The organism is Klebsiella sp. C360, from assembly GCF_048822415.1.
Classification (GTDB): domain Bacteria; phylum Pseudomonadota; class Gammaproteobacteria; order Enterobacterales; family Enterobacteriaceae; genus Klebsiella; species Klebsiella quasipneumoniae.
Genome location: NZ_JBMEZZ010000001.1, coordinates 766,831 through 780,646 on the forward strand (window position 1 = coordinate 766,831; position 13,816 = coordinate 780,646).

General features: G+C 55.5%; 10 protein-coding genes and 1 pseudogene. 4 read left to right on the forward strand and 7 right to left on the reverse strand.

The window, feature by feature from the left end; translation table 11 throughout:
- Positions 1 to 123: 123 nt before the first annotated feature.
- The 4 genes from ACOI7D_RS03940 to ACOI7D_RS03955 all read right to left on the reverse strand — a co-directional run bounded on the left by ACOI7D_RS03940 (position 124) and on the right by ACOI7D_RS03955 (position 4,365).
- Positions 124 to 891: a M48 family metallopeptidase gene (locus ACOI7D_RS03940; protein WP_049014842.1), complete on the reverse strand. Its 768-nt coding sequence runs from the start codon at positions 889 to 891 to the stop codon at positions 124 to 126.
- 147 nt (positions 892 to 1,038) lie between these two features.
- Positions 1,039 to 2,322 carry a 3-phosphoshikimate 1-carboxyvinyltransferase gene (aroA, locus tag ACOI7D_RS03945; RefSeq protein WP_044521915.1) on the reverse strand — a complete coding sequence of 428 codons (1,284 nt, stop codon included), beginning with the start codon at positions 2,320 to 2,322 and terminating at the stop codon, positions 1,039 to 1,041.
- Between the two features lie 73 nt (positions 2,323 to 2,395).
- Complete coding sequence (serC, locus tag ACOI7D_RS03950; RefSeq protein WP_023289018.1) at positions 2,396 to 3,484, reverse strand: 3-phosphoserine/phosphohydroxythreonine transaminase; 1,089 nt, start codon at positions 3,482 to 3,484, stop codon at positions 2,396 to 2,398.
- A gap of 188 nt (positions 3,485 to 3,672) precedes the next feature.
- Positions 3,673 to 4,365: a DUF421 domain-containing protein gene (locus tag ACOI7D_RS03955; RefSeq protein ID WP_023289017.1), complete on the reverse strand. Its 693-nt coding sequence runs from the start codon at positions 4,363 to 4,365 to the stop codon at positions 3,673 to 3,675.
- 115 nt (positions 4,366 to 4,480) lie between these two features.
- On the opposite strand from ACOI7D_RS03955, the gene ycaO reads away from it, so the two are divergent.
- From ycaO to pflA, 4 genes are all read left to right on the forward strand, one after another.
- Complete coding sequence (gene ycaO / locus ACOI7D_RS03960) at positions 4,481 to 6,241, forward strand: 30S ribosomal protein S12 methylthiotransferase accessory factor YcaO (protein ID WP_032455278.1); 1,761 nt, start codon at positions 4,481 to 4,483, stop codon at positions 6,239 to 6,241.
- A gap of 385 nt (positions 6,242 to 6,626) precedes the next feature.
- A complete protein-coding gene (gene focA / locus ACOI7D_RS03965) occupies positions 6,627 to 7,484 on the forward strand; it encodes a formate transporter FocA (protein ID WP_023289015.1) in 858 nt (285 codons plus the stop codon).
- Between the two features lie 51 nt (positions 7,485 to 7,535).
- The gene (gene pflB / locus ACOI7D_RS03970) at positions 7,536 to 9,818 is read left to right on the forward strand and encodes a formate C-acetyltransferase (protein WP_023289014.1); all 2,283 of its coding nucleotides are present in this window, start codon (positions 7,536 to 7,538) and stop codon (positions 9,816 to 9,818) included.
- A 191-nt stretch (positions 9,819 to 10,009) separates the two neighbouring features.
- Positions 10,010 to 10,750: a pyruvate formate lyase 1-activating protein gene (pflA, locus tag ACOI7D_RS03975; RefSeq protein ID WP_002898145.1), complete on the forward strand. Its 741-nt coding sequence runs from the start codon at positions 10,010 to 10,012 to the stop codon at positions 10,748 to 10,750.
- Positions 10,751 to 10,903: 153 nt separating this feature from the next.
- Here the strand turns inward: pflA and ACOI7D_RS03980 are convergent, their stop codons facing one another.
- The 3 genes and pseudogenes from ACOI7D_RS03980 to ACOI7D_RS03990 form a co-directional block, all read right to left on the reverse strand.
- Entirely contained in the window at positions 10,904 to 12,052 is a 1,149-nt protein-coding gene (locus ACOI7D_RS03980) for an MFS transporter (RefSeq protein ID WP_008805851.1), read from the reverse strand.
- A 274-nt stretch (positions 12,053 to 12,326) separates the two neighbouring features.
- A complete protein-coding gene (locus tag ACOI7D_RS03985) occupies positions 12,327 to 13,190 on the reverse strand; it encodes a dimethyl sulfoxide reductase anchor subunit family protein (protein WP_109546493.1) in 864 nt (287 codons plus the stop codon).
- A 1-nt stretch (position 13,191) separates the two neighbouring features.
- Positions 13,192 to 13,808, reverse strand: a pseudogene (locus tag ACOI7D_RS03990) (DMSO/selenate family reductase complex B subunit).
- Positions 13,809 to 13,816 lie beyond the last annotated feature (8 nt).

Consider the following 13,816-nt stretch of genomic DNA (forward strand, 5'->3'; position numbering starts at 1 on the left):
TACGCATCTCTTCGGCGGAAAGTGAGTCTTGCTTTTAAATTACAGATAACTGGAAATCTCATGCGGAAGAATTGTGCAATTATAGCGGGCTGATAGAGCATCAGCCCGGAAGATGAGGCAGTTTTACTTTTTATCTGCAGCGATACGGTCGCGGATATGCTGCGCGCGTTCAGCTGAAGGCGGGTGTGAATCGAACAGAGATTTACTGTGGCCGGCGTCAAGGCTGGCCAGTTTTTCGAAGCTGCCCACCAGCCCCTGAGTGCTGATGTTGCGTTTTTTCAGCAGATCGTAAGAGAAATCATCAGCATCCGACTCCTGCGAGCGGGAGAACGCAGAGTTGATCATTCCCTCAGCGATATCGCCCAACTGAGATTTAGACAAGTTTGCAGCCGCTTCGCTGGTCGCTGAAATTGCATCGCGTGCGGCAATAGTCGCATACGCGGTTTGCATCGCTTTGCGCGAGTGTCCGAGCGCAACGTGACCCAGCTCATGGCCCAGAACCGCTTCAACTTCATTATCGGTCATCATGTCCATCAGGCCGCTATAGACGCGGACGCAGCCGTTGGCCATTGCCCAGGCGTTGACGTCGGATGTCATGTAAACCTTATAGGTTACCGGCGTGCCGTTGATATTATTTCCTAACGCTTTGGCAATTTTGTTCAGACGTTTGGTGTACTTACTTGACGCACTAGCCAGTTTATTTTCACTATCCATTTGCTTACAGGCATCGTCGGAAAGCGTTTTGACTTCAGAGTCAGAAAGCGTCGCCGCTTTGTAAGCCGTCATTCCTGAATTGACGAGGGCGTTGGTGTCCATCCCCTGCATATTTTTACAACCTGCCAACAACGTGGCGGAAACGGCCAAAGCCAGCATTACTTTTGTATTTCTCATATCAATCATCCATTGATTAGCATAATAAATGCTTATAAATCCTATATTTACAAGCAAGCAAGGCTAGCATTTAGTTTCCTGTCCGACAAGCAGAGATAAAAAAACGCCGACCTGAGGGTCGGCGTTGTTACCTTAAATTCGCGTCATTCAGGCTGGCGTACTGATCCGCGCCAGTTGCTCAAAATAGTCGGGGAAGGTTTTCGCCGTACACTTCGGATCAAGGATGGTCACCGGCGTATCAGACAGCGCCACCAGCGAGAAGCACATCGCCATCCGGTGGTCGTTATAGGTGCCGATTTCAGCATACTTCAGCGTCGCCGGCGGGGTGATGCGAATATAATCTTCACCCTCTTCCACCTCGGCGCCCACTTTACGCAACTCGGTCGCCATGGCGAACAGACGATCCGTCTCCTTGACCCGCCAGTTGTAGATATTGCGCAGCGTGGTGGTCCCTTGCGCGAACAGCGCGGCGGTGGCGATGGTCATCGCGGCGTCCGGGATATGGTTCATATCCATATCGATAGCCTTGAGCTCGCCCCGGGTACAGGCGATGAAATCGTCGCCCCAGGTGACGGTGGCGCCCATTTTTTCCAGTACGTCGGCGAAACGAATATCGCCCTGTACGCTGCCGCGGCCAATACCGGTGACTTTCACCGTGCCGCCCTTAATGGCGCCAGCGGCAAGGAAATACGAGGCCGATGAAGCATCCCCTTCCACCAGGTAATCCCCCGGCGACTGATACTGTTGCTTGCCGCGCACCACAAAGCGCTGATAAGACTGGTTGTCCACCTCAACCCCGAAGGTTTTCATCAGGTGCAGCGTAATGTCGATATAGGGTTTTGACACCAGATCGCCCTTAATGGCGATCACGGTATCCTGCGGCGCCAGCGGCGCAGTCATCAGCAGCGCGGTCAGGAACTGGCTGGAGACGCTGCCGTCAACTTCAACGTTGCCCCCCTGGAATCCCCCGCGCAGGCGCAGCGGCGGATAATTTTCCTGCTCCAGATAGTCGATCTGAGCGCCGCCCTGACGCAGGGCATCCACCAGATGGCCGATCGGGCGCTCTTTCATTCGCGGCTCGCCGGTCAGCACGATATCGTTGCTGCCAAGGCACAGGGCTGCCGCCAGCGGGCGCATCGCGGTACCGGCGTTGCCGAGGAACAGCTCCAGCGCCGCTGCGGCATGCAGCGGGCCGCCGTTGCCGGTCACTTCACAGCGGGTACGGTCAGCAGACAGGGTGTATTGAACCCCCAGCGCACTCAGGGCATTCAGCATATGGCGCACATCGTCGCTGTCCAGCAGGTTGGTCAGCACCGTCGTGCCGCGAGCCAGGGCGGCCAGCAGCAGCGCGCGGTTGGAGACGCTTTTCGAACCTGGCAGGTTCACGGTGCCCTCTACGCGTGCGATGGGTTGTAACGTCAGGGAATCCATCAAACTTCACTCTCAAACAAACAGAATAAAAACCCCGCAGACAGGCCGCGGGGAGGAAGAAAGGAACGGGCGATTAACCGTGGCGGCGTTCGAAGTCCAGCATAAAGTCGGTTAACGCCTTCACGCCGTCCAACGGCATCGCGTTGTAGATGGAGGCACGCATGCCGCCCACCACCCGGTGGCCCTTAAGCGCGTGCAGCCCGGCGGCAAACGACTCTTCAAGGAACAGTTTATCCAGCGCGCTGTCCGCCAGCTGGAACGGCACGTTCATACGGGAGCGGTTGGCTTGCGCCACATCGTTACGATAGAAGCCGCTGTTATCGATCACGCCATACAGCAGTTCGGCTTTCTGCTGGTTGATCTTGTCCATCGCGGCAACGCCGCCCTGCTGTTTCAGCCACTTAAACACCAGACCGGCCAGATACCAGGCGAACGTCGGCGGCGTGTTAAACATCGAGTCATTCTCGCTTAACACGGTGTAGTCGAGGATTGACGGGCAGGCCACGCTGGCTTTACCCAGCAGATCTTCACGCACGATGACCAGCGTCAACCCTGCCGGGCCGATATTCTTCTGCGCGCCGGCATAGATCACGCCGAAGCGGTTGACGTCAATTTCGCGGGACAGAATGGTGGAGGAGAAATCGGCGGTCACGATGACGTCGTCGCCGAAGTTCGGCGTATCGTCAATCGCGATACCGTCAATGGTTTCGTTCGGGCAGTAGTGCAGATACGCCGCGCCCGGCGTCAGCTGCCACTCGCTCATTGGCTTGACCGCGCGCTTGCCGTCGACGGTGATTTTCGCGTCGATGACGTTAGGCGTGCAGTATTTCTTCGCCTCTTTGACCGCGCTGGCGGCCCAGTAGCCAGCGTCCACATAGTCAGCGACGTTTTTATCGCCGAGGATGTTCAGCGGGATCCCGGCGAACTGGCCGCGACCGCCGCCATGACAGAACAACACTTTATAGTTGGAAGGGATATTCAGCAGAGAACGGAAGTCCTGTTCTGCCTCTTCTGCCACCTGGATGAACTCCTTACCACGGTGACTGATTTCCATGACCGACGTACCCAGACCGTGCCAGTCGCACAGTTCCTGCTGAGCCAGTTTGAGTACTTCCGCCGGCAGCATTGCCGGGCCCGAACTGAAGTTATAGACCTGAGCCATTTCCCCTCACCACGTTGCTATGTTGTTTTGCCCGCGAACCGCCGCGGGCATAAGTTATTCCTGTGGCTATCGGTTTTATCATTCAGTGACACGGTCCGCAATGGCTAAAACTCGCCGACGGCAAAACGCGGCAGCCGTCACACAACAGAATCTATCGGCTTGACGTAATAAAACCGACATATTTGCTGTCAGGTGAGCCGTTTCGCCCGGCTGGCCTTCGACCATTCTGCATTTGCGCAGCGGGAACATATTCGCTTTTCTCCCGCCTGCATCGCCATCACGATGCTGCAGCGTACGCAGGCGTAGATCCCCTCCTGAGGAATAGTGGTATAGCGCGTGGTGCAGTGCGTCGGGAGAATCGACAACCCGGCCCTCACCTCGTCATCGGGATAATAAAACACGCTGATCTGGCCATTGGTTTCAAGGATCGCCAGCCGCACCTGGCCGAGCTGCTCGACGCTGTTGACCCGTAGCTCCATAAAAAATTCGAATTCGGTCATATTTTCCGCATGCAGTTTCTCCCATGCCAGTTGCCCCTCCTCCACCACCACGATAGGCTTGCCCTCCAGCAGATCCTCCAGCTTTTCACTATGCCCCATCAGCCACATGATGCCGCGATAAAGCAGCGCCAGCGTGACGAAGACCACCAGCACCGGCAACAGCGGGACATCGTCATAAAACGCCACGTCCCCCGCCGCCGAGCCGAGGGTCAGAATAATCAGCACCTCAAACAGCGACATCTGCCGCACGCCGCGCCGTCCGGTAATTTTGAGGAAAATAAAGACCAGAACGAAGGTGTAGAGGCTGCGCAACGCCACCTCGCCGAGAAATTCCACCGGTACTTTATCGAGCGCCATCCTCTGCCAGTCAAAGGCTTTCATTATCATCTCCCTGAGCATTAAAAGATGTCTCTAAGCATAGCCAGATGATGGAGATAGCACCTGTCAGATAAAAGCCGTATCATTGCGCGCTTTCCGTACGACAAAAGTGATCGCCATGACCCAAACGTTTATTCCCGGCAAAGATGCCGCCCTGGAAGATTCCATCGCTCGCTTCCAGCAAAAATTGCTCGACCTCGGATTTGATATCGAAGAGGCCTCGTGGCTGAACCCGGTGCCGCACGTGTGGTCCGTTCACATTCGCGATAAGGAATGCGCGCTGTGCTTTACCAATGGTAAAGGCGCCACCAAAAAGGCAGCCCTCGCCTCCGCGCTGGGCGAATATTTCGAGCGCCTGTCCACCAACTATTTTTTCGCTGACTTCTGGTTAGGCGACACTATCGCTAACGGCCCGTTCGTTCACTACCCGAACGAAAAGTGGTTCCCGCTGACCGAAAACGACGACGTCCCGGAAGGTCTGCTGGATGCCCGCCTGCTCACGTTCTACGATCCGGACGATCAGCTGACGGCCAGCATGCTGGTGGATCTGCAATCCGGTAACGATGAGCGCGGCGTGTGCGGCCTGCCCTTTACCCGCCAGTCCGACGGCGAAACGGTCTATATTCCTATGAATATCGTCGGCAACCTGTATGTCTCCAACGGCATGTCCGCCGGCAACACCCGTAATGAAGCTCGCGTGCAGGGCCTGTCCGAAGTCTTTGAGCGCCATATCAAAAACCGCATCATCGCCGAAAGCATCAGCCTGCCGGAGATCCCGGCGGAGGTCATGGCGCGCTATCCGGGCGTTGTGGAGTCGATCGCCAAACTGGAAGCCGAAGGTTTCCCGATCTTTGCCTATGATGGCTCGCTGGGCGGCAAGTATCCGGTTATCTGCGTCGTGCTGTTTAACCCGGCAAACGGCACCTGCTTCGCCTCTTTCGGCGCCCATCCGGACTTCGGCGTGGCGCTGGAGCGTACGGTCACCGAACTGCTGCAGGGCCGCAGCCTGAAAGATCTCGACGTCTTCACGCCGCCGACCTTCGACGACGAAGAAGTCGCCGAGCATGCTAACCTCGAAACCCACTTTATCGACTCCAGCGGCCTGATTTCCTGGGATATGTTCAAGCAGGATGCCGACTATCCGTTCGTTGACTGGAGCTTCTCCGGCACCACAGAAGAAGAGTTCGCCACCCTGATGGCCATCTTCAAGGCCGAAGATAAAGAAGTGTATATCGCCGACTACGAGCACCTGGGCGTTTACGCCTGCCGTATCATCGTCCCGGGGATGTCGGATATTTACCCGGCGGAAGATCTGTGGCTGGCGAACAACAGCATGGGCGCTCATCTGCGCGACACCATTCTGTCCCTGCCGGGCAGCGAGTGGGAAAAAGAAGATTACCTGGCGCTGATCGAGCAGATGGACGATGAAGGCCTGGATGATTTCACCCGCGTTCGCGAACTGCTGGGCCTCGCCACTGGCAAAGACAACGGCTGGTATACCCTGCGCGTCGGCGAGCTGAAAGCCATGCTGGCCCTGGCCGGCGGCGATCTGGAGCAGGCGCTGATCTGGACCGAGTGGACCATGGAGTTCAACGCTTCGGTCTTCAGCGCGGAACGCGCTAACTACTATCGCTGCCTGCAGACCCTGCTGCTGCTGAGCCAGGAAGAGGAGCGTCAGCCGCTGCAATACCTGAACGCCTTTATCCGTATGTACGGCGCCGAAGCGGTCGAAGCCGCCAGCGCGGCGCTGAGCGGGGAAGCGCCGTTCTATGGCCTTCAGGCTGTCGACAGCGACCTGCAGGCCTTCCCGGCCCATCAGTCGCTGCTGAAGGCTTATGAAAAACTGCAGCGAGCGAAGGCGGCGTTCTGGGCAAAATAAGCCCTAAGCGCGCCATCGTGGTGACCAGCAACGGAGCCCAATGCGGCTCCGTTGATTTCACCTGACGAGGCGGCCACTATAGTTTGTAGTTGCAAAGTTAATTAATAGTAAATAATGCGCTTATAAGATTTACCATTCGTTAATTTTAAATAAAATACTCCATATTAATTAACTCAAAAAATGGCGTGAAAACGAAAAAATTCAACATAACTTATAAATTTTAAAATTTATTTTCTTCATAATATTCAATCATTTAACCACTAAAAACACAAAAACCACACACTAAAAAGGCATATAGTTCCGGTGAGATATGATCTATATCAATTTCCCTTCTATAATGCTTTGTTAGTATCTCACCGCCAACTTATATAAAGAGAGAGTTAGTGTGAAAGCTGACAACCCTTTTGATCTTTTGCTCCCTGCCGCGATGGCGAAAGTCGCCGAAGAAGCAGGTGTCTATAAAGCAACGAAGCATCCGATGAAGACCTTTTATCTGGCGATCACCGCTGGCGTTTTCATCTCCATCGCTTTCGTATTCTATATCACCGCGACCACCGGCACTGCCGCGATGCCTTATGGGATTGCCAAGCTTATCGGTGGGGTCTGTTTTTCCCTGGGTCTGATTCTGTGCATTATCTGCGGCGCTGACCTCTTTACCTCTACGGTATTGATCGTGGTGGCGAAAGCCAGCGGTCGAATTACATGGGGGCAACTGGCAAAAAACTGGCTCAACGTCTATTTTGGTAACCTGGTGGGCGCACTGCTGTTTGTGCTGCTGATGTGGTTATCAGGCGAATATATGACTGCCAACGGCGGTTGGGGGCTCAATGTCCTGCAGACCGCTGACCACAAAATGCACCATACTTTTGTGGAGGCCGTGAGCCTGGGTATCCTCGCTAACCTGATGGTTTGTCTCGCCGTATGGATGAGCTATTCCGGTCGTAGCCTGATGGATAAAGCGATGATCATGGTCCTGCCGGTAGCGATGTTCGTTGCCAGCGGCTTTGAGCACAGCATCGCCAACATGTTTATGATCCCGATGGGTATCGTAATCCGCAACTTTGCAAGCCCGGAATTCTGGACCGCAATCGGTTCGACTCCGGAAAGTTTCTCTCACTTGACCGTTATGAACTTCATCACTGATAACCTGATTCCGGTAACTATCGGGAACATTATCGGCGGGGGTCTGCTGGTCGGGTTGACATACTGGGTCATTTACCTGCGTGGCAACGACCATCACTAAGGGTTGTTTCAGGCAGTAAATAAAAAATCCACTTAAGAAGGTAGGTGTTACATGTCCGAGCTTAATGAAAAGTTAGCCACAGCCTGGGAAGGTTTTGCGAAAGGTGACTGGCAGAATGAAGTCAACGTCCGTGACTTTATTCAGAAAAACTACACCCCATATGAAGGCGACGAATCCTTCCTGGCTGGCGCGACTGAAGCGACCACCAAGCTGTGGGACAGCGTAATGGAAGGTGTAAAACAGGAAAACCGCACTCACGCGCCTGTTGATTTTGACACTGCCCTGGCTTCCACCATCACCTCTCACGACGCAGGCTATATCGAGAAAGGTCTGGAAAAAATCGTTGGTCTGCAGACCGAAGCGCCGCTGAAACGTGCGATCATCCCGTTCGGTGGTATTAAAATGGTTGAAGGTTCCTGCAAAGCGTACAATCGCGAGCTGGACCCGATGCTGAAAAAAATCTTCACTGAGTACCGTAAAACTCACAACCAGGGCGTTTTCGACGTCTATACTCCGGACATCCTGCGCTGCCGTAAATCCGGCGTGCTGACCGGTCTGCCGGATGCTTACGGACGTGGTCGTATCATCGGTGACTACCGTCGCGTTGCGCTGTACGGTATCGACTTCCTGATGAAAGACAAATTCGCCCAGTTCAACTCTCTGCAAGCGAAACTGGAAAGCGGCGAAGATCTGGAAGCGACCATCCGTCTGCGTGAAGAAATCGCTGAACAGCACCGCGCGCTGGGCCAGATCAAAGAGATGGCGGCTAAATATGGCTACGACATCTCCGGTCCGGCGACCACCGCTCAGGAAGCTATCCAGTGGACCTACTTCGGTTACCTGGCTGCCGTTAAATCTCAGAACGGCGCGGCAATGTCCTTCGGTCGTACCTCCAGCTTCCTGGATATCTACATCGAACGTGACCTGCAGGCGGGTAAAATCACCGAGCAAGACGCGCAGGAAATGGTTGACCACCTGGTCATGAAACTGCGTATGGTTCGCTTCCTGCGTACCCCGGAATACGATGAACTGTTCTCCGGTGACCCGATTTGGGCAACAGAATCCATCGGCGGTATGGGCGTTGACGGCCGTACTCTGGTGACCAAAAACAGCTTCCGCTTCCTGAACACCCTGTACACCATGGGGCCGTCTCCGGAGCCGAACATCACTATCCTGTGGTCTGAAAAACTGCCGCTGAGCTTCAAGAAATTCGCTGCTAAAGTGTCCATCGATACCTCTTCTCTGCAGTATGAGAACGATGACCTGATGCGTCCGGACTTCAACAACGACGACTACGCTATCGCATGCTGCGTAAGCCCGATGGTTGTTGGTAAGCAAATGCAGTTCTTCGGTGCTCGCGCCAACCTCGCAAAAACCATGCTGTACGCTATCAACGGCGGCGTGGATGAAAAACTGAAAATGCAGGTGGGTCCGAAATCTGAACCGATCAAAGGCGACGTTCTGAACTTCGACGAAGTGATGGAACGCATGGATCACTTCATGGACTGGCTGGCTAAACAGTACGTCACTGCGCTGAACATCATCCACTACATGCACGACAAGTACAGCTACGAAGCCTCTCTGATGGCGCTGCACGACCGTGACGTTATCCGCACCATGGCGTGTGGTATCGCGGGTCTGTCCGTTGCTGCTGACTCCCTGTCTGCAATCAAATATGCGAAAGTTAAACCGATTCGTGACGAAGACGGTCTGGCTGTCGACTTCGAAATCGAAGGCGAATACCCGCAGTTTGGTAACAACGATGCTCGCGTCGATGACATGGCCGTTGACCTGGTTGAACGTTTCATGAAGAAAATTCAGAAACTGCACACCTACCGCAACGCGATCCCGACTCAGTCTGTTCTGACCATCACCTCTAACGTGGTATATGGTAAGAAAACCGGTAACACCCCAGACGGTCGTCGCGCTGGCGCGCCGTTCGGACCAGGTGCTAACCCGATGCACGGCCGTGACCAGAAAGGTGCTGTTGCCTCTCTGACCTCCGTAGCGAAACTGCCGTTTGCTTACGCGAAAGATGGTATCTCTTACACCTTCTCTATCGTACCGAACGCGCTGGGTAAAGATGACGAAGTTCGTAAGACCAACCTGGCGGGTCTGATGGATGGTTACTTCCACCACGAAGCGTCCATCGAAGGTGGTCAGCACCTGAACGTGAACGTGATGAACCGCGAAATGCTGCTCGACGCGATGGAAAACCCGGAAAAATATCCGCAGCTGACCATCCGCGTATCTGGCTACGCTGTACGTTTTAACTCCCTGACCAAAGAACAGCAGCAGGACGTTATTACCCGTACCTTCACTCAGACCATGTAATTCCCTGTCTGACTGAAAAAGCGTACAATAAAGGCCCCACATCAGTGGGGCCTTTTTAACAAGCAATCCCCGCCCTAGCCTGCTTTGCCAGTTATCTATACTTTGGGTATCTGTCAAAACAGACTCGACACAGCCGCTGAGCTGTGCACCAACACGGCCCCGGATGGGCCACATCTGGAGAAAACACCGCAATGTCAGTTATTGGTCGCATTCACTCCTTTGAATCCTGTGGCACCGTTGATGGCCCGGGCATCCGCTTTATTACCTTTTTCCAGGGCTGCCTGATGCGCTGCCTGTACTGCCACAACCGTGATACCTGGGATACCCACGGCGGCAAAGAAATCACCGTTGAAGAGTTAATGAAAGAGGTGGTGACCTATCGTCACTTTATGAATGCTTCCGGCGGCGGCGTCACCGCATCGGGCGGCGAAGCGATCCTGCAGGCGGAGTTTGTTCGCGACTGGTTCCGCGCCTGTAAGAAGGAAGGTATTCATACCTGTCTCGATACCAATGGCTTTGTTCGTCGCTACGATCCCGTTATCGACGAACTGCTGGAGGTAACAGACCTGGTGATGCTGGATCTCAAGCAGATGAACGATGAGATTCACCAGAACCTGGTCGGTGTCTCTAACCATCGTACGCTGGAATTCGCCCAGTATCTGGCGAAGAAGAATATCAATGTCTGGATCCGCTACGTGGTGGTTCCGGGCTGGTCAGACGATGATGATTCCGCGCACCGCTTGGGCGAATTTACCCGCGATATGGGCAATGTCGAAAAAATCGAGCTGCTGCCCTACCATGAGCTGGGCAAACACAAATGGGTAGCGATGGGCGAAGAGTACAAGCTGGACGGCGTCCATCCGCCGAAGAAAGAGACCATGGAGCGAGTCAAAGGCATCCTTGAGCAATATGGGCACAAAGTGATGTACTAATCCCACCGGGCCGGTGATGCGCTTATGCCGGCCTGCAACGGCGTGGGAAGCTGTTACCGTCCAGCCGTTGCATTCTTATGCAAGACGGCTCTACTGCAGTAAGCACAGGCTATTAAAACGGATGACGCGCAGCATGCGCTGCGCGCTACAGGGTCAGGCGTGCGCCACCGGCGTTGGATGATGCCCGGCTTTGCGCAGCAGGGTCAGCAGATAGATAAACGACACGCTGGCGATCATAATAAACAGCAGGTTATCCGAGAAGTTCTGCATCAGCATCGCCGTCAGCGTCGGGCCCAGCAGGCTGCCGATGGTATAGCTCATCAACAGCGCCTGGTTCATTGCCACCAGCTGATGGTGCTCCACTTTTTCACAGGCCCAGGCCATCGCCACCGGATAGAGGGTAAAGCCCGAAGCGCCCAACACAAACAGCGCCGGCGCCATCGCCGCCTGGCTGAGCATCGCCATACATCCCAGAATCACCACAAAAACCTGCACCCGCAGCACCAGCAGGCGACCGTAGCGGTCTGCCAGGCGCCCTACCGGCCACTGGCCGAGGATCCCGGCGCTAACCATCACCGCCATCCAGAAGCCAATGCCGGCGTCGCTGACGCCCTGATGGTTCAGCCACAGCGGCATCAGACCATACAGCGAGCCGAGGACAATCCCTGAGATAATGCAGCCATTGACCCCGTGGCGCGCCTGGCGCAGCTTCAGCATCGGCCAGATACGTACCGTTTCATGTGGCTCTTCGGCCTGCCCCATGATGCGGGTAAACAGCAGCGGCAGGATCGCCGCCAGCGCCAGACCCGTCACCCACGGCAAGACGCTCATTAAATCGGTGGGGAGTTTACTGACCATCAGCTGGCCCAGTACGGTACCGACGTAATAGACCATCATGTACGCCGCCAGCAGACGACCGCGGCTGCGTGAAGTGCCGCTGCAGACCAGCGCGCTTTCCACCACCACCCAAATCATCGCGCAGCCTACGCCGGCGATAAAACGCCAGCTCAGCCACGTCCAGAAGCCCACGGTGATCCCCAGCCCTACGCAGCCGACGGCGAATATTAACGACGCGAGATAATAGCTGCGGTTAAACCCCAGGCGCTTGATCACCCAGCCGGCAAGCAACGTACCGGCCAGGTTGCCGGTAAAATAGGATGACCCCACCATGCCGACCTGCCAGGTTGGCATATTTTCATGGGCGAGCCAGAGCGGGACGAGCGTATTCAGCACCGCTATCGCCAGGGTCAGTAAAAGCAGGCCACAGAGCAGCATTTGCACTGGCCGGGTGTAGATGGTCATGGGTAAAAACCGTGAGGAATGTTCAGATCGCGAGCGCATCATGCCACCGCTAAAAACATTGTCAATCCACCTGAAATCAGGCCTGACGCGGTTTTGCCGGGCACGATAGAAGTTTTTTATCCACAGAACGGATAAAGATGAGGCAACAGATAATACGCTGTTGTTTTTCTTAATTTATTAATAAATCTTGCTGTTAATTTCAGTCGAAAAATTTCATCTATCGACAGCACGTTTTCATCATGCCGGCACGCCTGCGCCGGCATGATGACGCTGATTAACTGGCGATAGCCATCCCGACGGTCATATGCAGACCATAGAATACGCCGCGGCCAATCATCTCTCCCGCCAGCACCAGAACAAACGCCAGGCCGAGCAGCGAGACCGCCGGCTTGCGACCGCTGATCTGCGGCACGCACCAGCAGGTCAGGGCCAGCGCCAGCAGCACCACGCGCCAGGCCATAAGCAGCCCATAATCCGGCACCAGGGCGGAGGCCTGCTGAATTGAGCTGCGGATAGTGGCGAGTTCACTCCCCTGCATCAGGACCACCACGATACTCACCAGCAGCGCCAGTAAAGTGACCACCGGCAGCAGGCGCAGCGCCCAACCGTCGACGCCTGCGACGCGCAGCAGCAGGTAGCCCAGCAGCGGGCCGCCGATAAACAGCGTCAGGAAGAAGCTCAGCGGCGTCCAGACGGTATACCAGGTCGGCACTGTGTCGATGGTGTTATAGACCCGCACCATCATCCAGACGAAGATCACCCCAAGCGCCATGGTCGCTACCAGCCACAGGCTACGCAGTCCGGCAGGCAGCTTTTTACACACGGCCAGCAGCCAGCCAATCCCGCCGACGGCGAAGAAGATCGCCCCGCTGGCTATCTCATTACTCAGCGATGAGGCCCCTACGCGATTGAGCGAGTTAAAGGCCCGCAGCGGCGAACCGAGGTGCATTGTCGAGGCGATAAACCCGATCCCCATCAATACCCACAGGCCGAACATGCTACCCACCACGCGCTGCTCCTGCTCACGGGAAAGCTTGCCCGTCATGAGCGCCAGCGCCAGGACGATGAAGCCGCCCGCGACGCACTGGCCGAAGACCGTAAAGATCATCAGCGGCCATTCATGCCATCCGTTTCCCATCTTACACCTCCTTCGGGTTTGCCAGGTAACCGGTGGTATCGCCACACGGCCGGGCATTGGCGTTAGGTTTGATCACGATGCTCGGCCGGGTAAAGTGCGCCGAAGGCAACGGCGCCACCGCCGCCAGCTGGCCGTGCTTAGCGCGCAGTTCGGCAATCGGCCCGAAATCCAGCGCCCGCAGCGGGCAGGACTCGACGCAGATCGGCTTTTTCCGTCGGCGACGCGCTCGTGGCAGCCGTCACACTTGGTCATATGGCCTTTGTCGGCGTTATATTGCGGCGCGCCGTAAGGACAAGCCATATGGCAGTAACGGCAGCCAATGCACACCTCTTCGTTGACCACCACAAAACCGTCTTCGCGCTTGTGCATCGCTCCGCTCGGACAGACCTTGGTGCAGGCCGGATCTTCGCAGTGGTTACAGGCGATGGAGAGGTAATAGGCGAACACGTTCTGATTCCAGACGCCGTTATCCTCCTGCCAGTCGCCGCCGGCATATTCATAAATGCGGCGGAAGCTGACATCCGGGGTCAGATTTTTGTAGTCCTTACAGGCCAGTTCGCAGGTCTTGCAACCGGTGCAACGGGCGGAATCAATAAAAAATCCATACTGAGTTGTCATCGGTTACT